The organism is Acinetobacter sp. YH12040 (genome assembly GCF_013420005.1).
Taxonomy (GTDB): Bacteria; Pseudomonadota; Gammaproteobacteria; order Pseudomonadales; family Moraxellaceae; genus Acinetobacter; species Acinetobacter amyesii.
The window spans coordinates 400,181-421,298 of the sequence record NZ_VOZB01000001.1 but is presented as its reverse complement, the minus strand read 5'-3'; the positions used below and the strand labels follow the sequence as shown (position 1 = coordinate 421,298).

Annotated in this window: 18 protein-coding genes; 11 read left to right on the top strand and 7 right to left on the bottom strand. The window is 39.2% G+C overall.

Annotated elements, in window-relative coordinates; translation table 11 throughout:
* Positions 1–54: 54 nt before the first annotated feature.
* The 7 genes from FTT99_RS01990 to FTT99_RS01960 all read left to right on the top strand — a co-directional run bounded on the left by FTT99_RS01990 (position 55) and on the right by FTT99_RS01960 (position 8,449).
* Positions 55–660 (top strand): LysE family translocator, encoded by a 606-nt coding sequence (locus FTT99_RS01990; protein ID WP_180023307.1) that lies wholly within the window; start codon positions 55–57, stop codon positions 658–660.
* Positions 661–1,185: 525 nt separating this feature from the next.
* Positions 1,186–1,938, top strand: coding sequence for an electron transfer flavoprotein subunit beta/FixA family protein (locus FTT99_RS01985; RefSeq protein WP_078192067.1), 753 nt, complete (start codon positions 1,186–1,188; stop codon positions 1,936–1,938).
* Positions 1,939–1,956: 18 nt separating this feature from the next.
* Complete coding sequence (locus tag FTT99_RS01980; protein ID WP_111883923.1) at positions 1,957–2,889, top strand: FAD-binding protein; 933 nt, start codon at positions 1,957–1,959, stop codon at positions 2,887–2,889.
* Positions 2,890–3,338: 449 nt separating this feature from the next.
* Positions 3,339–3,971: a hypothetical protein gene (locus tag FTT99_RS01975; protein WP_180161189.1), complete on the top strand. Its 633-nt coding sequence runs from the start codon at positions 3,339–3,341 to the stop codon at positions 3,969–3,971.
* A 290-nt stretch (positions 3,972–4,261) separates the two neighbouring features.
* Positions 4,262–7,246, top strand: coding sequence for a DNA gyrase subunit A (gene gyrA / locus FTT99_RS01970; RefSeq protein WP_180161187.1), 2,985 nt, complete (start codon positions 4,262–4,264; stop codon positions 7,244–7,246).
* A 91-nt stretch (positions 7,247–7,337) separates the two neighbouring features.
* The gene (locus FTT99_RS01965; protein WP_180161185.1) at positions 7,338–7,808 is read left to right on the top strand and encodes a hypothetical protein; all 471 of its coding nucleotides are present in this window, start codon (positions 7,338–7,340) and stop codon (positions 7,806–7,808) included.
* Positions 7,809–8,005: 197 nt separating this feature from the next.
* Positions 8,006–8,449, top strand: a complete 444-nt coding sequence (locus tag FTT99_RS01960) for a DUF3887 domain-containing protein (RefSeq protein WP_180023310.1) — start codon at positions 8,006–8,008, stop codon at positions 8,447–8,449.
* Positions 8,450–8,515: 66 nt separating this feature from the next.
* On the opposite strand, the gene gltP is transcribed toward FTT99_RS01960, so the two are convergent.
* Complete coding sequence (gene gltP / locus FTT99_RS01955; protein ID WP_078190399.1) at positions 8,516–9,811, bottom strand: glutamate/aspartate:proton symporter GltP; 1,296 nt, start codon at positions 9,809–9,811, stop codon at positions 8,516–8,518.
* A 459-nt stretch (positions 9,812–10,270) separates the two neighbouring features.
* Here gltP and FTT99_RS01950 point away from each other — a divergent pair, with 459 nt between their 5' ends.
* A complete protein-coding gene (locus FTT99_RS01950) occupies positions 10,271–10,819 on the top strand; it encodes a hypothetical protein (RefSeq protein WP_180129293.1) in 549 nt (182 codons plus the stop codon).
* A 119-nt stretch (positions 10,820–10,938) separates the two neighbouring features.
* On the opposite strand, the gene FTT99_RS01945 is transcribed toward FTT99_RS01950, so the two are convergent.
* The 4 genes from FTT99_RS01945 to FTT99_RS01930 form a co-directional block, all read right to left on the bottom strand.
* Positions 10,939–12,057, bottom strand: a complete 1,119-nt coding sequence (locus tag FTT99_RS01945; protein WP_180129295.1) for an ABC transporter permease — start codon at positions 12,055–12,057, stop codon at positions 10,939–10,941.
* The gene (locus tag FTT99_RS01940) at positions 12,054–13,184 is read right to left on the bottom strand and encodes an ABC transporter permease (RefSeq protein WP_180129296.1); all 1,131 of its coding nucleotides are present in this window, start codon (positions 13,182–13,184) and stop codon (positions 12,054–12,056) included. The genes FTT99_RS01945 and FTT99_RS01940 overlap by 4 nt, the downstream gene beginning before the upstream one ends.
* On the bottom strand, positions 13,184–14,287 hold the full coding sequence (locus FTT99_RS01935; RefSeq protein ID WP_373684542.1) for an HlyD family secretion protein: 1,104 nt from the start codon (positions 14,285–14,287) through the stop codon (positions 13,184–13,186). Before FTT99_RS01935 ends, FTT99_RS01940 begins: the two co-directional genes overlap by 1 nt.
* A gap of 117 nt (positions 14,288–14,404) precedes the next feature.
* On the bottom strand, positions 14,405–15,892 hold the full coding sequence (locus tag FTT99_RS01930) for a TolC family protein (RefSeq protein WP_180129299.1): 1,488 nt from the start codon (positions 15,890–15,892) through the stop codon (positions 14,405–14,407).
* A 348-nt stretch (positions 15,893–16,240) separates the two neighbouring features.
* On the opposite strand from FTT99_RS01930, the gene serC reads away from it, so the two are divergent.
* Positions 16,241–17,320, top strand: coding sequence for a 3-phosphoserine/phosphohydroxythreonine transaminase (gene serC / locus FTT99_RS01925; protein WP_078192058.1), 1,080 nt, complete (start codon positions 16,241–16,243; stop codon positions 17,318–17,320).
* Between the two features lie 604 nt (positions 17,321–17,924).
* On the opposite strand, the gene FTT99_RS01920 is transcribed toward serC, so the two are convergent.
* Positions 17,925–18,857 carry a hypothetical protein gene (locus tag FTT99_RS01920; RefSeq protein ID WP_180129301.1) on the bottom strand — a complete coding sequence of 311 codons (933 nt, stop codon included), beginning with the start codon at positions 18,855–18,857 and terminating at the stop codon, positions 17,925–17,927.
* A gap of 266 nt (positions 18,858–19,123) precedes the next feature.
* Between FTT99_RS01920 and FTT99_RS01915 the strand changes: the two genes are divergently transcribed.
* Both FTT99_RS01915 and FTT99_RS01910 read left to right on the top strand, forming a co-directional pair.
* A complete protein-coding gene (locus tag FTT99_RS01915; protein ID WP_373683664.1) occupies positions 19,124–19,612 on the top strand; it encodes a YaiI/YqxD family protein in 489 nt (162 codons plus the stop codon).
* A 5-nt stretch (positions 19,613–19,617) separates the two neighbouring features.
* Positions 19,618–20,523, top strand: a complete 906-nt coding sequence (locus FTT99_RS01910; protein WP_168378072.1) for a DMT family transporter — start codon at positions 19,618–19,620, stop codon at positions 20,521–20,523.
* A 7-nt stretch (positions 20,524–20,530) separates the two neighbouring features.
* Here the strand turns inward: FTT99_RS01910 and FTT99_RS01905 are convergent, their stop codons facing one another.
* On the bottom strand, positions 20,531–21,100 hold the full coding sequence (locus FTT99_RS01905) for a PilZ domain-containing protein (protein WP_180114965.1): 570 nt from the start codon (positions 21,098–21,100) through the stop codon (positions 20,531–20,533).
* Positions 21,101–21,118 lie beyond the last annotated feature (18 nt).

The following is a 21,118-nucleotide window of genomic DNA, read 5'->3' as shown; positions in this document are numbered from 1 at the left end:
AAGCGATTCAAACATACTAATTTCACTTTCAGGACATAGAAAGGGAAAATTGAAATGTCTGTATTTGCTTTGTTTGCCTTAACGGTAATTCCCCTTATTTTCACACCAGGACCCGATATGCTTTTTATCCTGTCACAAGTGATGGGTAAGGATGCAAAAGCAGGCATGATGGCAACAGTGGGGGTGTGCTCAGGTTATTTGGTTCACTCGATTTTGGTGGCATTGGGTATTGCTGCGATTATCGTGTCATTTCCACTACTGTTTGAAACAATCCGCTGGTTGGGGATTGCTTATCTTTTATATTTGGCAACGCATTTGCTGCGTTCAGTATTTAGCAGTAAAAAATTAAGTATTGAGAAAAAGTCAGCGTCCAACCCGATTAAAAAAGGCTTTTTTACGGCTTTACTGAACCCGAAAGGAATGTTGATATATTTTGCAATTTTGCCGCAATTTATTGATAAATCAGCGAATACTGTGAGCCAAGGTTTGATTTTGTCCTTCATTTTTATTGGGCTGATTTTTGTGGTTTATTGTAGTTTGAGTGTGGTCTTTGCACGTATTACACAAAAAACTCAAATTGATGAACGCAAACAAAAGTGGATCGATGGTACATCAGGTGGTTTATTGGCTCTTGCTGCGACGTGGCTAATTGCCAATTAAAACAGCAAATGTAAATAGAAATAAATGCTTTAACTAAAACCTTCGTGAAAGCGGAGGTTTTTTTATCTGTGCTGAATATCGACACATATTAAGAATAAGAAAGAGAGAAAAACCCACCAATTAGCTTCGGAAAAGTGAAATCAGCGCTAAATTCATTGTACTTCTATCTTAAATGACAAGTTTAGATATGTTGCCGAATGTGTAGAGGGAAAGCTCTATTTCAGAAAGATTGATCGAAAATTGATATTAAATCAGATCTTTTGATGAGCTAAATCAAGTAAAAAAATAATAAAAATCAATGCTTAAAAAATAACTGAATAATGCGTTTTTTGGATAACTGAACCATTCTTTAAAAAATGTGAACGATAAGTTCAAGGAAATTACGCTTTTTTACAGGTCTTTCGATAATTGTGACTTGACCGAAATGCCGTACACATTGCAAGATAGGGCACCTAAAAAATTTAAAGTGAAGAGTTAATATAACTTTTCTCAACATTTACATTTGCTAAAACAGCCGAGGATTACATGAAGGCTCTTGTTGCTGTAAAACGTGTGGTTGATGCCAACGTTAAAGTTCGCGTTAAGCCGGACAACAGTGGTGTTGACTTAACGAACGTTAAAATGTCAATTAACCCGTTCTGTGAAATCGCAGTGGAAGAAGCGGTTCGTTTAAAAGAAAAAGGAACTGTTTCAGAAATCGTTGTTGTTTCTATTGGTCCTAAAGAAGCTCAAGAACAAATCCGTTCTTCTATGGCGCTTGGTGCAGACCGCGGTATCCTTGTTGAAGCTGACGACAGCCAGTTAGGTGCACTTGAAGTTGCAAAAATCCTAAAAGGTGTTGTAGACGCTGAACAACCTCAATTGATCCTTCTTGGTAAACAAGCAATTGATGACGACTCTAACCAAGTTGGTCAGATGCTTGGCGCGCTTTTAGGTGCTGGCCAAGGTACTTTCGCTTCAGAAGTTAAAGTTGAAGGCGACAAAGTACAAGTGACTCGTGAAATCGACGGTGGTTTACAAACTGTTGAACTTGCACTTCCTGCAATTATCACCACTGACTTGCGTTTGAATGAGCCACGTTATGCTGCTCTTCCAAACATCATGAAAGCGCGTAAAAAACCGCTTGATACTAAGTCACCTGCTGATTATGGCGTTTCACCTGCGACTAAGCTTAAAACTGTTAAAGTTGAAGCTCCTGCAGAACGTAAAGCGGGCGTACAAGTGAAGTCTGTAGACGAGCTTGTAGATAAATTGAAAAACGAAGCGAAAGTGATCTAATACAGAAGGATAAAAATCATGAGTATTTTAGTTATCGCTGAGCACGACAACAAAGCACTAAATGGTGCAACTCTTAACGTTGTTGCTGCAGCGCAAAAAATCGGTGGTGATATCACTGTATTAGTAGCTGGTTCAGGCGCTCAAGCAGTTGCAGACCAAGCAGCTAAAGTTGCGGGTGTAAGCAAAGTATTACTTGCTGACGACGCTGCTTATGCTAATCAATTGGCTGAAAACGTTGCTAAATTAGTTGCTTCTATCGGTGCGGGTTACACTCACATCCTTGCTGCTTCTACGACAACGGGCAAAAACGTACTTCCACGTGCTGCTGCGCTACTTGACGTAAGCATGATCACTGACATCATTGCTGTTGAAGGTCCTAAAACTTTCAAACGTCCAATCTATGCAGGCAACGCGATTGCAACTGTAGAGTCTGGAGAGTCTGTTGTAGTTGCGACTGTTCGTGGTACTGCATTTGATGCTGTTGCAAGCGAAGGCGGCTCTGCTGCAGTTGAAGCTGTTGCATCTACTGGTGATGCTGGTATTTCTAAGTTCGTTTCTGAAGAAATCGTGAAATCTGAACGTCCAGAATTAACAGCTGCGCGTATTGTTGTTTCAGGCGGTCGTGGTGTTGGTTCAGGTGAAAACTATCACACTGTTCTTGATCCATTGGCGGACAAGCTTGGTGCTGCGCAAGGCGCATCTCGTGCAGCAGTTGATGCTGGTTTCGTACCAAACGATATGCAAGTGGGTCAAACAGGTAAAATCGTTGCTCCTGACTTGTACATCGCTGTAGGTATCTCTGGTGCGATTCAGCACTTGGCAGGTATGAAAGAATCTAAAGTGATCGTTGCGATCAACAAAGATGAAGAAGCACCAATTAACTCAGTAGCTGATTACTGGTTAGTGGGTGATTTGAACACTGTAGTTCCAGAATTAGTATCTAAAATCTAATTTCTGAACGCAGTTCAAAACGCTCCTAAGCTTATGGTTTAGGGGCGTTTTTATTGTTTGAAGAATTAGTAGGTCTTCTTGGTTATGTTTAATCGATTAATTATACGTAAATGTACATATATAAATTGCAGTTAGATGTTTCATGCTTATGAGGGTAGGGATTCTTAGTTTAGTAGTTTAACATTCATGTGGTGTTTCTTATTATTGGTATTAGACACTACTGTAGCGTAAGCTATTTGTATGTTAAAACTTAAATGGTAAGTAAGCAGGAGCAATCGCTTGGTAATAGGATGAAAATTAATAAATTATAAAAAAATACAAAGATTTAAAATAAAATAATAAAAATTTATCTTTCAAGTTTGAATCTTAAACTTAAAGCAAGCTTAAAGAATTGTATGTTTTGTTGAGATGGCTTTTTATTGAACTTGCCCTTTAGGCGGAGTCTCCCTTTGAAATTTGATTTTCAGTTACCAGTCAGTGTATTGGTGCTGATGATCTGCTGTTTACTTTTTCCTGTTTTACAAAGTATCTCTTTTCCTTTATTTGATGGAATGACTGTTACAGCAGTTGAATCGGTCCAAGCATTGTTATTGCTGTTTTTTGCGATTTTTACTTTTTTCTATATTCGACCACTTGAAATGCAAGATGGAAAGAAACAATTTTGGTTGTGGGCTGTCGCATGGTGGTTGTTGCTATTTGGTCGCAGTATTAGTTGGGGGCGTGACTATTTTCCTGATGTGCCTAAACCGTATTTTCGTTTAATTTCGGTATTCATGATTGCACCAGTCGTCTTTATGCTATTTTCGCCTTATTTGCGTCAAGAAATTGTACATAAACTAAATACCTTGGCTTTGCCAATTTGGCCATTCGGCTTGGTGATATTGGGCTTGCTGATTTCTGATGCAGTTGAGCATAGTCGAAGTCTCAGTTTTTTATTTTTGTATGATTTGGCTTATAAAGATTTCATCGAAGAAGTTTATGAATTTCCGCTTATTTTAGGTTTGTTTTTAACAGCATACCCATGGATGCAGCAGGATCATGTACCTCAAGAATTAGAGGTCATGCAATATCATAAAGAGTGATTTTATCACATTTATGTGTCTAAATTTGAAGCTTCAAAAAGATTTTTTTTTGAACAATAAACAACCTCTATTCGTAGAGGTTTTTTTCACAGCAAATAAAATCAAAATGCTTAAAATAAATACAAAAAATCATGGTTCTAGTGCAAGATGATTGGCACAAAAATCAGGGTTTTTATGCTATACTGTTCGACTTGATTTTTGATATTGGTTCAGTGTTTTTTGAACTAATTTTTACAGATTTACGATATATAAATGCGGGCAGAATTCTGCTTGTATAACAAGGAGTATGCATGAGCGTATCGGAAATTAGACCGATTGCCATTGAGGATGAACTGAAGAGCTCATATCTCGATTATGCAATGAGCGTGATTGTGTCACGTGCGTTGCCAGATGTCCGAGATGGTCTCAAACCTGTTCACCGTCGTGTGCTTTTTGCAATGCACGAATTGGGCAATGACTACAACAAAGCTTACAAAAAGTCTGCCCGTGTAGTCGGTGACGTCATCGGTAAATATCACCCACATGGTGACTTAGCTGTATACGAAACCATTGTTCGTATGGCTCAAGATTTCAGTTTACGCTATCAATTGGTTGATGGTCAGGGTAACTTCGGTTCTGTCGATGGTGACAGTGCAGCAGCAATGCGTTATACCGAAGTTCGTATGCGTAAATTGACCCACGAACTTTTAGCGGATCTTGAGAAAGATACCGTAGAGTGGGAAGACAACTACGACGGTTCTGAACGTATTCCACAAGTCATGCCAACACGTGTGCCTAACTTGTTGATTAACGGTGTAGCTGGTATTGCTGTAGGTATGGCAACCAACATGGCTCCGCATAATATGACAGAAGTCATTAATGCATGTCTTGCTTATGCCAACGATCCGCATATCAGCATTGAAGGGTTAATGGAACACATTTCTGGTCCAGACTTCCCTACAGGCGGCATCATTTACGGTAAATCAGGCATTGTCGATGCATACCGTACTGGTAAAGGCCGTTTGCATATCCGTGGTAAATATCACATTGAAGAAGACCAAAAATCGGGCCGTAGCACGATTGTCTTCACTGAAATTCCTTATCAAGTTAACAAAGCAAAAACCATTGAACGTATTGCTGAGTTGGTCAAAGAGAAAAAACTTGAAGGTATTTCTGAACTTCGTGATGAATCAGATAAAGAAGGGATGCGTATTGCAATTGACTTGAAGCGTGGTGAAAACGCTGAAGTGATTGTAAATAACTTATTCCAAAATACCCAATTAGAAAATTCATTCAGCATTAACATGGTCTGCCTCGATAATGGTCAGCCTAAGTTAATGAACTTGAAAGATATTATTGCAGCGTTTATCCGTCACCGTCAGGAAGTGGTTACACGCCGTACCATGTTCGAACTGCGTAAAGCACGTGAACGTGGACATATCTTAGAAGGTTTGACGGTTGCACTCGCAAATATCGATGCGATCATTGAAACCATCAAAACATCTGCAAACCCAAGCGAAGCGCGAGAACGTTTACAAGCGGGCGAGTGGGCAGGCGGTGGTGTTGTTGCCTTGCTTGAAAAAGCAGGCGCGGTATCTGTCCGTCCAGATGAAATTGAAGGCGAAGATCCAGCACGTCCATTTGGTTTAACAGGTGATATTTATCGTCTGTCTCCAACCCAAGTAGGTGCGATCTTAGAACTTCGTTTACATCGCTTAACTGGTCTAGAACAAGACAAGTTACAAGCTGAATATACAGAAATTCTAGGTCAAATTGCTGAATATACTGCAATTTTGAACGATTTCAACTTATTGATGAATGTAATTAAAGAAGAATTGGCTTTAATCCTTCAACAATATGGCGATGCACGTCGTACCGATATCGTGGAATCACGTATCGACTTCTCTCGTGAAGATTTAATCCCTGAAGAGCAAATGGTACTAACTGTTTCTAAATCAGGCTATGCAAAAACTCAACCATTGTCAGACTACGCTGCACAGCGTCGTGGTGGGCGTGGTAAATCTGCAACTTCAATGAAAGAAGACGATTACATCCAACATTTGATCGTGACTTCTAACCACGCAACAGTGCTTTGCTTTACCAATGTAGGTAAAGTTTATCGTCTGAAAGTATATGAAGTACCTCAAGCATCTCGTGGTGCGAAAGGTCGTCCAATGGTGAACTTATTGCCATTAGATGAAAACGAGACCATCACCGCTATTTTACCAGTGGTCGATGCGCCGAAGAAATTTAAAGAACGCTTGGCTGACTTTAAAGCATTTGTAAAAGCCAATAGTGCACAGCTACAAACCAATGAAGTGATTAATAGTCATTTTGCTGGTTTAGAAGCTGCACTTGCTGAGACTGAAAACGGTGCAGATGATTTATCTGACGCACTTCGTATTCAGTTGAAACAATTGGGTCTAGAGTTATCTACGACTGATCTTGATGACGAAATCATCAATGACTTTGCACAGCAAGCAGAAGCCGTTCGTAAAAACTTCTACGTATTTATGGCAACAGAATACGGTACGATTAAACGTGTTGAGTTAGAACAATTCTCGAATGTTCGTTCAAACGGTCTACGCGCGATTGAGCTGAATGGTGATGACACCTTAATCGGTGTTGCCATTACCGACGGCGAACAACAAATCATGTTGTTCTCAAACGAAGGTAAAGCCATTCGTTTTGCAGAAACTGACGTGCGTTCAATGGGTCGTTCTGCCAAAGGTGTTCGTGGTATGCGCGTGACCATTGGTGCAGCAGCTCAAGCTGAAGACGCTGAAGATGCGGATGTAGAGTCTGATGATGAAGATACCTCTGATTCAGCTCTCATTAGCCGTATAGTGTCATTGGTGGTTGTTCCGGAAACTGGTGAAGTACTTTGTGCTTCAGCTAATGGTTATGGTAAACGTACACCAGTAGATGACTTCCCAACCAAGAAACGTGGCGGTAAAGGTGTTATTGCAATCAAAACATCTGAACGTAACGGTGAACTTGTTGGTGCGGTAGCGATTGATGCGTCTAAAGAGCTAATGTTAATTTCAGATGGCGGTACGTTGGTTCGTACACGTGCGTCTGAAGTGGCACAAACAGGTCGTAATGCTCAAGGTGTTCGTTTGATCCGTTTAGGTGAAAGCGAAATTTTAGTCGGTGTTGTGGCGATCGAAGCAGTTGAAGAAGACGAAACTTTTGAAGAAGTGGAAGCATTCGAAACTGAGCAACTTGTAGATGACTCAACGATTATTGATCAAAATGACAATGAATCAGATCTCAATGAGCCTGAAGAAGACTAATTGAAGATTGAGAAAAGAGGGCGCTACGGCGTCCTTTTTGATAGATGAATAATATTAACAAAAATTTATATAAACAAGAATAGTGACTTAAATGTATTTCAAAAAATTAATTAGAACCAAAGGAATAGTCATTTGTTTTGCATTAATGGGATGTAGTGAGCCGACGTCTGTAGAGTTTAATGAAGGTATAAAAAAAGAATCATCTATTCCTTATAAGCTGACACCTTTGCAACTTAAACACATTGAGCAATTGTATGTTGCTATACGTGATAAAGATTTAGATCAAATCCAGAAAATAACAGATGAGAAGTTTTATCAAGCTTTGTTAGAAGATCCAACATTATTACCAGAAATATCTTCATATATTCCATATTTTGAAAAAGTTTTAGATTATAAAATGTTGGAATATAAAAGTATTAAAAATAGTGTGCATGGTGAACTAATAGAAGCAAAGCTTAAGTATGAATACGAGCAGCAAACTGTATTTTACACCGTATTATTTAAACAAGATGATCCTTTGGCTAAAATTATCGGTAGTCATCTAAAGTTGGTACTTAAATAAACCCTTAGAATTTTCAGTGGTACTTTATTTAAATACATTAAAAGTGAAGCTCATTTACCTTGCGTAAGTGAACAGAGTTTAATTTAATGTACTGTCAACAAGTTGGGAAGAGAAAAGTTAAAGAGATATCTTAATTTTAATATCAACTTTGAAGTTTTATATATACTCAAAAGCTTAAATTAGGAATAAGTGTGGTTATGAAGGCAAATTTTTTGTTACTAGGTTGTGTCATAGCGTTGTCAGGTTGTGACCAAATTGGCCAAAAAGCATTAAATGCAATACCAGACCCAAGTACTGAACAGACTGAAGTAGCCCAAGCTGCCTATGATCAATTACGTGAAGGCAATTTTGAAAAGTTGTATACCTACTTTGAACCAGAACTCAAAGCGAAGTTTGAACAGAATGAAAAAGAGCTGCGTAAATTTGCACGAGGTATTCCGAAACAAGATTACTCACGTAAAAATATAGTGGCTAAGCACATTGAAAAATCGACTGAAAAACCGTCTTTATATACGGTCACTTATGAGTACGGTTATACCAATAAAAACCTTGTACAGTATGATGTAAGTTTTGATAAACCCGCAGGAAGTAACAAAATTCGAGATTTTAATATTTCAGTTTTTGGCGAAAAAAATAAATAAAGTTTGGAAAAATAAAACAAAGCTGTAAAAAAAGGACGCCGAAGCGTCCTTTTTTATGACATAAAATTAAGCGGCATCTTTTAGATTGGCAGCATAATTTTTTTGCTTTTCAGTATCAAATTGGCCTTCCCATTTACTGATCACCAGTACCGCAAGTGCGTTACCAATTACATTCAGTACAGTACGTGCCATATCTAAAATACGGTCAATACCCGCAATGAATGCCAGACCTTCAAGTGGAATACCGACACTGCCGAGAGTCGCCAGCAAGACCACGAAAGAAACGCCAGGTACACCTGCAATCCCTTTAGAGGTAATCATCAAGGTCAGGACCAGAATCACTTGTTGGGTGATTGTCAGATCAATCCCGTAAAGCTGAGCAATAAAGATAGCCGCAATACTTTGATATAGGGTCGAACCATCGAGGTTAAATGAATAGCCAATTGGAATCACGAAACTGGTAATCGGTTTCGGAGCACCATAAGCTTCCATTTTTTCCATAATACGGGGGAGGACGGTTTCAGAACTTGCAGTTGAATACGCGAGAATCAATTCATCTTTTAAGATCTTGATAATGGCCCAAACACTGAAGCCACAGAATTTAGCAACTGCACCTAATACAATGAAAATAAAGAAGAAAATTGCACCATAAACTAAAACTGCGAGTTTAAGCAGTGGCACAAGAGAGCTGAAGCCGAAATTCGCAACAGTTGCAGCAATCAAGCCGAATACACCAATAGGTGCAAACATCATGATCATGTGCGTAACTTTAAACATCGTTTCAGAAACAGCGGTCAACACTTTAATTAAAGGTTGTTTTACTTCTTGATCAAGCGCACCTAAACCTACACCAAACATCACAGAGAAAAAGATGATCGGGAGCATTTGACCACTCGTCAAAGCTGCAAAAAAGTTAGATGGAATAAGTGAAAGTATTGTTTGAATCAAACCATGAGAATGTTCACTGACTTCATGTGTTGTTTCTTGATACTTTGAAATATCGACTTGCGTCAATGCAGACATATCAATGCCGGCACCAGGTTGGAATACGTTGGCTGCAACTAAACCGACTAAAATTGCAACTGTGGTAATGATTTCAAAATAAATAATTGTTTTGAAACCTAGTTTACCTAAGTTACTACCGTGACTTGTATTGGCAATACCTAAAATAAGCATCGACACAACAAGCGGAATAACGATCATCTTAATGAGGTTAATAAAAATTGAACCTAAAGGCGTCAAAAAGTTATTAACTAAAGCATCACGATATTCAGGAGAATAGTGTAGGAAAGCACCAACAAGTATACCTAGAATGAGAGCAATCACGATTTGCCAGGCAAGGCTCACCTTAATCTTTTTCATACATCAGCTCTTATGTCAGATTTGGGAGAAAAAAGCCCACAGTCATCCACGAACAAATGTTGCAGACAGACTGAATCCGCCATGACAAAAAGTTATGAATAATTTGGGAGATAAATACGATAATATTTTGCAGTTTATATGAGAATACAGCCAACGATTTTGATCAAAACCAAACTGTTTGATCGATAAATTATCATTTTTAGTTGTATAAGCGATTTGATTATTAAGTTTAATTTATAGAATGAATAAAATTGAGTTATTAATGAACACTTCACAAAATCTCTGATTTGCCTAGAAAGATCGAAAAACTAATTGTGAGCCTGTATTTTTCATTTTTATATAGAAGTTTGCTTTATACTTGTGAGGCAGATAAATCAGTGAAAATTCTATAAATCACACAGATTATCCGAACTAAATTTTAACTTTATATATTTTAATAATAACCAGAGGGCTTGTACGGTGTTGAAAAAATTAGTCGTCATCATTGCTTTAATCTTACCTATAACGGCTTGTGAAAAAATCGGCGATTTCTTGATTGCAAAATTCGAATCAAGCCTACCAAGTGAGACAAGCTCACAGCGTATCAAGTCAGAAAAATTATTCGCAGCACTACACCAACCCCATCAAGACAGCTTTTTGGTATTGGTTGAAGAAAATGTTCGTGATGCGATGCTAGCAGATCCAGAGCTGTTTTCACGTATGAAAAAGCTGATTCCTGCAGGTCAACCTAGTGCTGAAGCGGAAGTAATTCAGCGAATGGCAAATACTCGGCTGGGAGAAGGTAAGACCACAACAATTGTGTATAAATATGATTATCCGCAAAGAGAACTGTATATGAGTGTGGTCTTTGCAGGTCATGATGGGAACGATAAAGTGAAAGGATTCTGGCTTGAAAACGCTGCAGAAAAAGAATCAGATGATTTGGTTACTGAGATCACCTCAGATGCAGATGATTTTGATATTCAAGTGGATGAAGCATCGACTGTCACGCCAAATGCATACAGCTAATAGATGACAGCAAGAATTTAAATTTGAGACATGATTAGATACAAAGTGTTCGAGTCTATGATGAATAGGTTTGAACGCATTTCGCTTGAGACCAGACATGTCTTACAGCACAAACAGTTTTATCTTTTGGCAAACTTTAAACGCCAGACAGCAAGACATAAAAAAATCAGTCCAATACTTGTGAGATAAAGCAGTTTTGGGATGACGATTACTGTAGGCACACCCATCTGATTGAGTTGAAGGAACATTTGAATGCCTTGGGTCGAAGGTAATGCTTGAGCGAGTATTTGCATCCATTTAGGCATAGCTGCATGTGGCCATGCCGTTCCCGAAAGTAGAAATAGCGGAATAGAACTAAAAACGATGACATGTCCTGCACGTTCTGGCAGGTCAAGAAAGGTGGCTAGAAAGAGTGTCATCGCAATAATACAACTGAGGAAGATGGGCACAGCAATGAACATGCCCCAAAAATTTCCACCCCGTGGATAGTCGTTCAGCCAAAAGGTAAAACCAAATAAATAGAAGCATCCCAACGTTCCTATGGTCAAAATACACAAGAAGATGCCAGCCAATTGTGTATAGCTCGGACGCCAAGTGGTGTTTTGTCGATAGGTCGCAATCAGCATGCACAGACCCAATAAAATCGTCTGATGAATAATTAAGGGAGCAACCGCTGGGAAAATATAGCTGCCATAGCCTGAAAGTGGATTAAATAATGGAATCTTATGGATAGATAAAGCTGGGCTAAAATCGGATATGTTCTGGAATTTTTCTGCATATTCGACGAGGGCATTTTCCATCGAACTGGCTAAACCTAAGCCAATTTTTTGTGTCTTTAGAAAGTTTGCAGCACTGAGATATAAACCAATTCCACCGGTTTCACCACGGCGAATGCTATTTGAAAGATTACTCGGCAGCAGTAAAATCCCGTCAGCTTGCTGACTTCGGAGCATATTTTCAGCTTCAGAAAAATTACCAGTCACAGCTCGAATTTCTACATTGGGACTATTGGCTACAGCACCAATAATCGTATTGGTGAGTATGCTTTGTTCCTCATCCACCACAATAATGGGGAGCGATTCTGCGTGTTCCGCTTGATAAGCAATGGGATAAAAAAAACTGTAAAGAAAAACAGAAAGCACTAAGGTGGTAAAAATCGAACTGTGCTTCACAATATCTTTAAAGCTTTGAATATAGTGTCTGAGCAAAGTTGATAGAAATGACACGATTTTATTCATATGATTTGCTCCTTCAGTACTTTCCGTAAAAAGAAGCTGGCAAGAACCAAATAGAACAGACAGTAAATGATCAGGGTGACAAGCGGTGTGATTGAAATGGAGATTGGGCTACCAATGACCCATTGTTCTGTTTGTAATTTGGCATAAGGCGTATAGGGAATAATATTGGCCCAGAATTTTGTAAACATCGGCGCGTTATTCAGCGGCAATGTCACCCCTGCAAAACTCAGTGATGAGCCACCATATACCGCTATAAAACCAAAGGACTTGGTGAGATCACGTGTCGCCAAAACTACAGTAGAGCTGATAAAGGCATAGGCTGTATAAAAAAACAATTGCCCGAGCAAAATGAGCAATAATGAACCCTGAACAAACCAACCTCGAAACGCGATTAGCCACAACATCCACGCCCATGTCCAAGCGGTAAAAATGAAAACATAACTGAGATTTTTAGCGATTAAAGCTTGAAAGATAGAACTTGGATTTACCCATTGATTTACAGTGCCATATTTGATTTCTTGACCAACCGAAAATGCGACACAGCAACACAGTAGTAAATGTAGAATCGCAGGAATCATGTAGGGCTCTAAATAGAACTCGTAATTTAAATCTGGATTATATAAGGGTGAAATTTTGACATTGGGCGTCGGTGCATCGAGGTAGGGAATGGTATTTTCTAAATACTGATGACCACTAAAATCGGCCATGGCTTGCAGTGTACTCAGTAACATGGCTGATGAAATACTATTGCCAACACTAAAATAGCTTTGGTTATAGGCAATGCTGATTTCTGCATCTTTTGCTTGAACCAGTCGTTGCTCTGCGCCAGCAGGAATATGAATATAGCCCCAAATTTGGGTCTGATTTAAAAGCTTTTCAGCATCATCCATACTGGGTGTAATAGTGGCTACTTTTAAGGTATGGTTGAGCTGCGCAAAATGAGTAATGTTACGGCTTAAACTGCTTTGATCTTGGTCTATGATCGCGATAGGTAAATGATCTGGTTTGCCTTGAGCAAACATATTGCTAAAGAGCAAAATCACAAGGGCGGGGGCAAGTGTGACCATACACAAGTCCCATTTGTGCTGCATTAAATAGCGAAACTCACGCAGAATGCCCCTAAACATTATTTACGCTCTTCAATTTTAAACAACACGCTCATACCCACTTTTAAGTCAGCAATCGGCTGAGCGGGTTTCAGTTGGACTTTAAAACTACGAATGTCATAGCCGCCCGTTTGCCGCGTGGTTTTAATCGTTGCAAATTCACCTTCGGCTTCTATGTGATCAATTTTAAACTCGGCAGATTTGTTTAGCGCCGGTATAAATCCTTGCATGGTCTTGAGTTGATACACTTGAGCATACTGGTCTTCACGTACATTAAAGCTAATCCATAAGCTATCATCTTGAATCAGGCTTACAACGGGCACACCCATTGCAACTAATTCTGAAACTTTGCCATAGGTTTTTGAAATAGTGCCATTGGACGGTGCAAATAACTTGGTTTCAGCCTCAAGTGCATTGGCTTCAGCCAACGCGGCTTGCGCAATCTTGACTTGGGCATCTGCCGAGCTTTGTTGTTGTGGTGTACTGCCACGTTTTGCACGCGCATATTGTTGATAAGACGCTTCTGTCATTTGTGCAGCAGACACTGCGGCAGCTTGCATTTCATCACGGCGTTGTCGTGAAATGACACCTTCTTTATAGAGATTTTGACCACGTTGGTAGGTGGTTTGCGCCAATTGTTGCTGTGCTTTTAGACTTTGCCAATTGGCATATAAACTATCAATATTTTCTTGTTGAGAGCCACGTTCAGCTGTGGATTGCAGTGCTTGCGCAGATTGGAGAGCAGCTAAAGCCTGTTGTTTCTTTGTATCGACTTCGGGGCTGGTTAAACGAACCAGTGCTTGACCTGCTTGTACTTTTTCACCGTCATGCACATATATTTCTTCGATACGGCTGGGTACTTTGGTACTAATGTGAATGGTTTCAGCCTCCACTCGACCTTGTAATTCAACCTGCTTGGGCTGATAACTTTTCCATAAGCCAAATGCAATCAATGCCAAAAGTAGTATCAATATAATGCCAACGGCAATTTTTATCAGTATAGATTTCTTATGTTGGTCTTTTGTTGGGGAGAAAGAGTGGTCTTGCTCTAGAGACGTTGAATTAACAGATTCTGTCAGCTTTTTATCCATCGCGATTTCGTCTTGCGTACTACTGTTTTCCATAACAGGCTTTGGTACAACCGTATCATTTGTTGATGTAACAGATGATTTATCCTCAGTTGAGGTGTCTTTTGGTTGATCAGTTGAATCCTGATTCATGTGCATTTCCCCAGTCTAAGTTTAACGGATGTAATCGGTGTGTGATTGATTGATATAGCTTTGGAACTGGTCAATGCTCCCGTGACTTTGTAGCAATGTTGCAAGTGACATCACGTATTTATAAGCATTGAGTGCCATTTCACTTTGTAGCCCGCTCAGTGCATTTTGTGCATCAATCACTTGTGTGGCTGTTCCCATATCTTCTTTAAATGAAAGCTGTTGAATTCTTAAATTTTCTTGAGCAGCTTTTAGGTTTTGCTGCAACAACAGGTGACTTTGTTGAGCGCTGGTGACTTCATTAAATGAGCTATAAATCAGGCTTTCAATTTCTTGTTTGGTACGCTCAGTCATTAACTCAGATGCATAGCGTTGAAGTTCAGCAGCTTGTACGGATTTGTTTTTATCAATACCTGAAAATAAGTTGTAGCGAGCGGCAACACCAACGATCCAGTTTTGTTTATCGTCGAGACTATATTCGCCAAATGCAAAGACGTTGGGTTTTTTTGCTGCGCTTTGGGCTTTCACATTGGCACCGGCCAATTGACTGTCCAATTGCATTTTACGCACCAAACTAGACTGATCCTGATAACTTTTTAGTAAGGCGGTTATATTTTGATTGTGTTGCTGATTGATAAATAATGGCGTTGTAAGATCAGTAATTTGGCTGCTTTGCATTAAGTTGTTTAACTTAAATAAGCTAGAGCGTAAATTCGCTTCAGTATTTTGAAAAGTTCTGAGCGCATTATTCTTCGCCACTTCAAATTGCATACGCTGGCCTTTGCTAATGAAACCCTGTTGTTCCATTTTGAGCGCATTGGCATAGTGTTGTTGCATTGCATTTAAATTGAAGCGGCTGCTTTCGACTAATTTTTTTTGTAATTGAGCATTAAAATAGGCTTGGATTAATTCAAAACGTTGCACATCTTGTTGTTGTTCACTGCTAATCGCGCTGCGTTTAGCTTGAATATTGGCAATTTCCTTGGCGCTAGACGTTAAACCACCGGTATACAGCGGCATCATTACGGAAACGGTAGGGCGGATCACTTGATCATCTAAGACCACCTGTGACGAATCTGGAATTAAGCCCACACCATCACGGATTGGCTGTTGCAGACTGTCTTTTAATGGGTCTGCCAAATCACTCGGTAAGCTTTCATCAATTTTATTATTAATGCCATTACTCAGCGTTTGTTCTAAGTTATTTTTTAAGGCACCGAGAGGAATATCGAGTTCATTATGAAAGGCATAGGCACGGACGTTTAAATCCACACGAGGTAAACCAAGCCCTTTAATGGCCTGAGCTTGAAGTTCGGCAGATCGTTGTAGCGCTTGGTTGGCCTGAGTACTATACGAACTAGTGAGTAGACTTTGTTCTGCTTGGCTATAACTGATACTTTGCGCAAGTACCGTGGGGCTAAAAAAGCCACTGAAACAACCAAGGCCAAGCAGTAAACCTGAACGAAATGTATGTTTAATTTTTATAGAATAATCTGTTCGAGGTAGAGGCATAAAAACACACTCACAGCTAGGATGGGTTCATTATAGTCATTGTGATGAAGTTGGGTAAATTCACTAAGTTGTTGTATTGTTTCATATACATATGTAAATAAATTTTATCTTTGCAGCGCGCATCATTTTTCGCACATCAAGACCTTAAATTAGCATCAATTCAAGGGATAAAAAATATCAGTAAATCTAATAATTTGAATTAAGAAGAATTAATTTTGATCTTTATTGAAAATTTGACTTCAAATGTCAGACAGCATTGGAATATTTTCAGCTTTAACTACTGCAAGCACGCGTCAGATATGGTTAAATGCCATCATTTTATTGTGTTTCACTTTGAAAGGAAAACTCATGCGCGCGTACAACTTCTGTGCTGGTCCTGCTGCATTACCCACTGCCGTTTTAGAAAAAGCTCAAGCTGAAATGCTTGACTGGCAAGGCAAAGGCCTTTCGATCATGGAAATGAGCCACCGTAGTAAAGACTATGTCGCTGTGGCAGAGAAAGCAGAAGCTGATCTTCGTAAGCTGATGAATATTCCAGACAACTATAAAGTGTTATTCCTTCAAGGTGGCGCATCACTTCAATTCTCTGCGATCCCATTAAACCTATTGGGTAAAAACAGCAAAGCAGACTATATCCACACGGGTATTTGGTCTGAAAAAGCGTTGAAAGAAGCACAGCGTTATGGCGACATTAATGTTGTTGAAGCGGGTACCACCATTGACGGTAAACTTGCGATTACTGATCAAAGCACCTGGAACTTATCTGATGATGCGGCTTATGTGCATTATGCAGATAATGAAACCATTGGTGGTCTTCAGTTTGCCAACATTCCTGAAACAGACAAACCATTGGTTGCCGATTTTTCATCGAGCATTTTATCTGCACCGTTAGATGTATCTAAGTTCGGTTTAATCTATGCAGGCGCTCAGAAAAATATTGGTCCAGCTGGTTTAACATTGGTGATTATTCGTGATGATTTATTGGATCAAGCGAAAGCAGATATTCCAAGTATCTTGAAATATTCAGCTCAAGCGAAAAATGGTTCAATGGTGAATACACCTTCAACTTATGCATGGTACTTATCTGGCCTCGTTTTTGAATGGTTACTTGAGCAGGGCGGTGTAGACGCAATTTATAAAGCGAATATGGCAAAAGCTGAATTGCTTTATGGTTATATTGATTCAAGCGATTTCTATGCAAATCCAATTGCAAAAGAATTCCGTTCAATCATGAACGTACCATTTACTTTGGCAAATCCAGAATTGGAAAAACAATTCTTAAAAGAAGCTGAAGAAAACCACTTGCTTAATTTAGCCGGTCACCGTTCAGTGGGTGGTATGCGTGCAAGTATTTATAATGCTGTTCCGCTAGAAGGTGTTCAAGCACTCGTTAACTTTATGGATGACTTTGCAAAACGCAACGCATAATCCTAAAGACATAAAAAACCGGCAAATGCCGGTTTTTTTATTGAATAGATTAAAAAATAAAAGTATGTAACACGTATGCACAAATCAGCATACCTAACATAAAAAATAAGCAGGACATTGGCTCGATTTGATATCGAGATTCCATGTGATGGTCAACTTGCGATAAGTTTTCTTCTTGCACGACTTTCATAGATATTCTTTCCGATCTATTTATCGTTAATTACTATTTCTTAAACGCATTTTTAACATAATTATTTGATTAAATAAAGTACTATCTGTCATAAACTTACTAAACTATTTAGTTTATTTAAAAATAAGCAACTGAATTGATAAATTTAGTTTCATAAATTTCCTATCTTATTTATTTATATTAGATTTTTATATTTTATCCTTTGCAGATGGATTTATTTAGCAGCATTATTTTGAATTTAATATTGTGGATAAGTTATTTTAATTTGAATTTAAAAATAGAATATATTGACTGGTTTATGGATAAGAAATATTCAATCATTTAAATATTCAGCGAATACACATGATTAGCGAGAAATAAAAAAACCGCACTGAGGCGGCTTTTTTTATTTGAAATAGGTTTTTTGAATTCAAATTAGGCAGATTTCGCGTAAATATTGGCTTGTATCCACAGGTTGCCACGAATATATTGCCCAACATTGAAATCTTTATGCGCCGGATTTCGTGTTGCAACACGAACAATCACCGCTTCTTGGCTTTCTTCGTGGATTAAGGTCACATCATACAGCGTATAGTCTTGCTCTTTAAATTGCATGGCAGTTTTGCCAACTATATGCCCTTGGAACCATGCTTCATCTTCTTGTCCAAGATTTTCACCATATAGGTATGCCACCATTTTAGAAAAATCGACTGTGACTGGTGCTTTGTCATCTTCAGACTTTGGTTGCCATGCTTTAATTTGTTCGTGTAAGTCTGCAGGGGCAACACCGTTGTTTGCTGCCAAGATATCGTTTAAAGCACGATGATGTTTAATCGATGCAGGATCGTCAACGACAAGCTGTTCATGTTCTGCGACAGCTTCGAGTTCATAGGCCCAAGCATTGAGTTGCACACTGTAGGTTACATCTTTTTCATATTGGTCGTGATTGACGCTATATAAACTATCAAAAGCATACACACTGGTATTTGCGCCTAAGTCGAGGCAAAGCACAGCTTGTGTATTGGATTTACAGGTAATAATACGTTCAATGGTGGCTTTGGTTTTATACGGGCTATCAAAACTTGGAAATGCAGTTTTAACGGCTTTAGGTTTATTATTTTCTACCGCAATCACTTGGCACAGTTGAATCGACGCTTTTGATGGACCTTGAATCAGCCAGGTACTTTGATCCATATCAGATTCTTGTGCACATAAGCCCATCGGCATAATGGGTGCATCCAATGCCTGACCCAGCCAAACTGGTACATCCGTTGTCGGGTTGCCGGTGAGCAAATTCCAATGTTCAACATGACTACCAAAAGTTTGATCTTCAATAGTGATAATTTCAGGGCTATTTTGTTTTTTCATATGCACAATTGATATTGGGTTGGTTTCATAGTTAATAAATCGAGGGTTATTTGAAATTTTCAAGTCACCGACGTCATATTTATCATGAAATCATGCATAAAAAATGTTTTCAGTAGGATTTAAATGTTAAAGCATTGGAAAATAGGCTCAACTTTGGCTCATTTTGCAGCTTTTCGATTCTCATGATTAGAGAAATGTAGATCCATTCAGCGGATGCAGATCCCCAAATTGTCATGTAGATTTGTTACTATGGGCCATGTTTAAAAGTGAATGGAAAATCAGTGCTGCCATTTAAATTATGGGTGGATGCAGATGCGTTACCACGCATTTTACGTGATGTAATTATTCGTGCTTCTGATCGTTACAAGTTAGAAGTCACTTTTGTCGCCAATCAAAATGTTGGGATAACGCCTTCGGTGCGAATTAACTCGATTCAAGTCATGAGTGGGGCAGATGCAGCGGATAAAGAAATTATTCAGCGCATGAAAGAGCACGACATCGTGATGACACAGGATATTCCACTTGCTGCTGAAGTGATTGAGCGGGGCGGTATAGCGATACATCCTCGGGGTGAGATTTATACCACAGCAAATGTCAAAGCACGTCTACACTTACGCGACTTTATGGATACTTTACGGGGCGCAGGTGTGCAAACCGGTGGTCCAGCCCCGATTTCAGAACGTGATAAGCGCGAATTTTCTAGTAGCTTAGATCAAACCATTCAAAAGCAAAAACGTAAAACGGCGCAGAAGTAAAAACCATGCCATCTAAAACAAATCTAGCGACGACCTATGCGTTGTTGGTGTTCATTTGGTCGACCACGCCACTTGCCATCGTTTGGAGTGTCAGTGATATCAATGCGTTTTGGGCACTGACATTACGCTTTTTTATCGCATTACCCTTGGCTGTCGCATTATTGTTTATTTTTAAACATAAACTTCCGATGGATAAAACCTCGCTGCACAGTTATTTGGCGGGGGCATTTAGTTTTATTGGTTCTCAGATTTTTACCTATATGGCAACGGCCTATCTCAGCTCAGGCATTATTGCCCTGATGTTTGGTTTGGCACCAATTATGACGGGTCTGATCGGTCGTTTCTTCTTTCATACCTATCTGCATCGCTTGCAATGGATTGGGATGTTGATTGCCGTCTGTGGTTTAGCCATTATTTGCTTGGGCGGCAGTGATCAGCACGTACAGCCTGTTGGTATCGTCTTAATGTTAATGAGCGTATTCGTCTACTGTATGTCGATTTTTTGGGTGAAAAAAGTCAATGCACCATTGCAGCCCATGTCTCAAGCCACGGGTTCGATTCTTATCTCAGCACTATTTTCTGCTGCAATGCTACCGTTTATTTGGCAGTATGCACCGACACAGATGCCTTCGACCAAAGCACTCATTGGCTTATTTTATGCAGTGATTATGGCTTCATTGATTGCAATGTTTTGTTATTTCAAACTGGTACAAAACATCAAGGCGACAACTTTGTCTTTAACAACGGTACTCACACCCATGCTTGCTATGCTCTTTGGTGCTTTACTGAATGATGAAAAATTATCATTGATGGTTTTACTTGGTGCTGTGATTCTATTATCAGGCTTGTTTGTTTATTTTTATAAAGATTTTCGGGCGAACAGAGAGCTCGCCCACAAATTAAAACATTGATTAAAAATCACTCTTTGTATTGGGTCAGTGCGATACACTCTGCAAGTTTGACGCGGTCTTGAGGGAGCAGTGTGATAAAATAGGCACCCGTACGGTATAAGTTGCTTTCTTCTTCACGGCTATAAACCACTTGCGCAGTTGCCGCAATATGGAAGAAATTTTCAGGGTGGCTTAAGGTCACATGGATATAAGTACCTTCTTTAATCGCGCGTTCGCTAAAAAAGCTCAAACCAGTCTCTGAAAAATTCACATGCTCAGGCACTGGTAACATGCTTTGTACAATTGCGTCGTATAAAGAACCCGTAATAAGGTTTAACTTTTGGTTAAATAAGGATAAGATTCGAGCAATTTGTTGATCTTTCTCAGCTAATTGTTCTAATTCGTAGTTGAGTGCATGATCAAATTGATCTAATTCAGCAAGTAGTAGAAAATAGCGCGGCAATACAAAATTAGGATCGTAAGGATCATTCAGTGCAACATCATCAGAGATAATCTGATAGTTGATGCGCAAAGCAGCATCGATACGCGACATTACACGGCGTTCAGTTTGAACGCTTTGATGCTGTAAGTTTTCCATAATATATATTACCTCGGA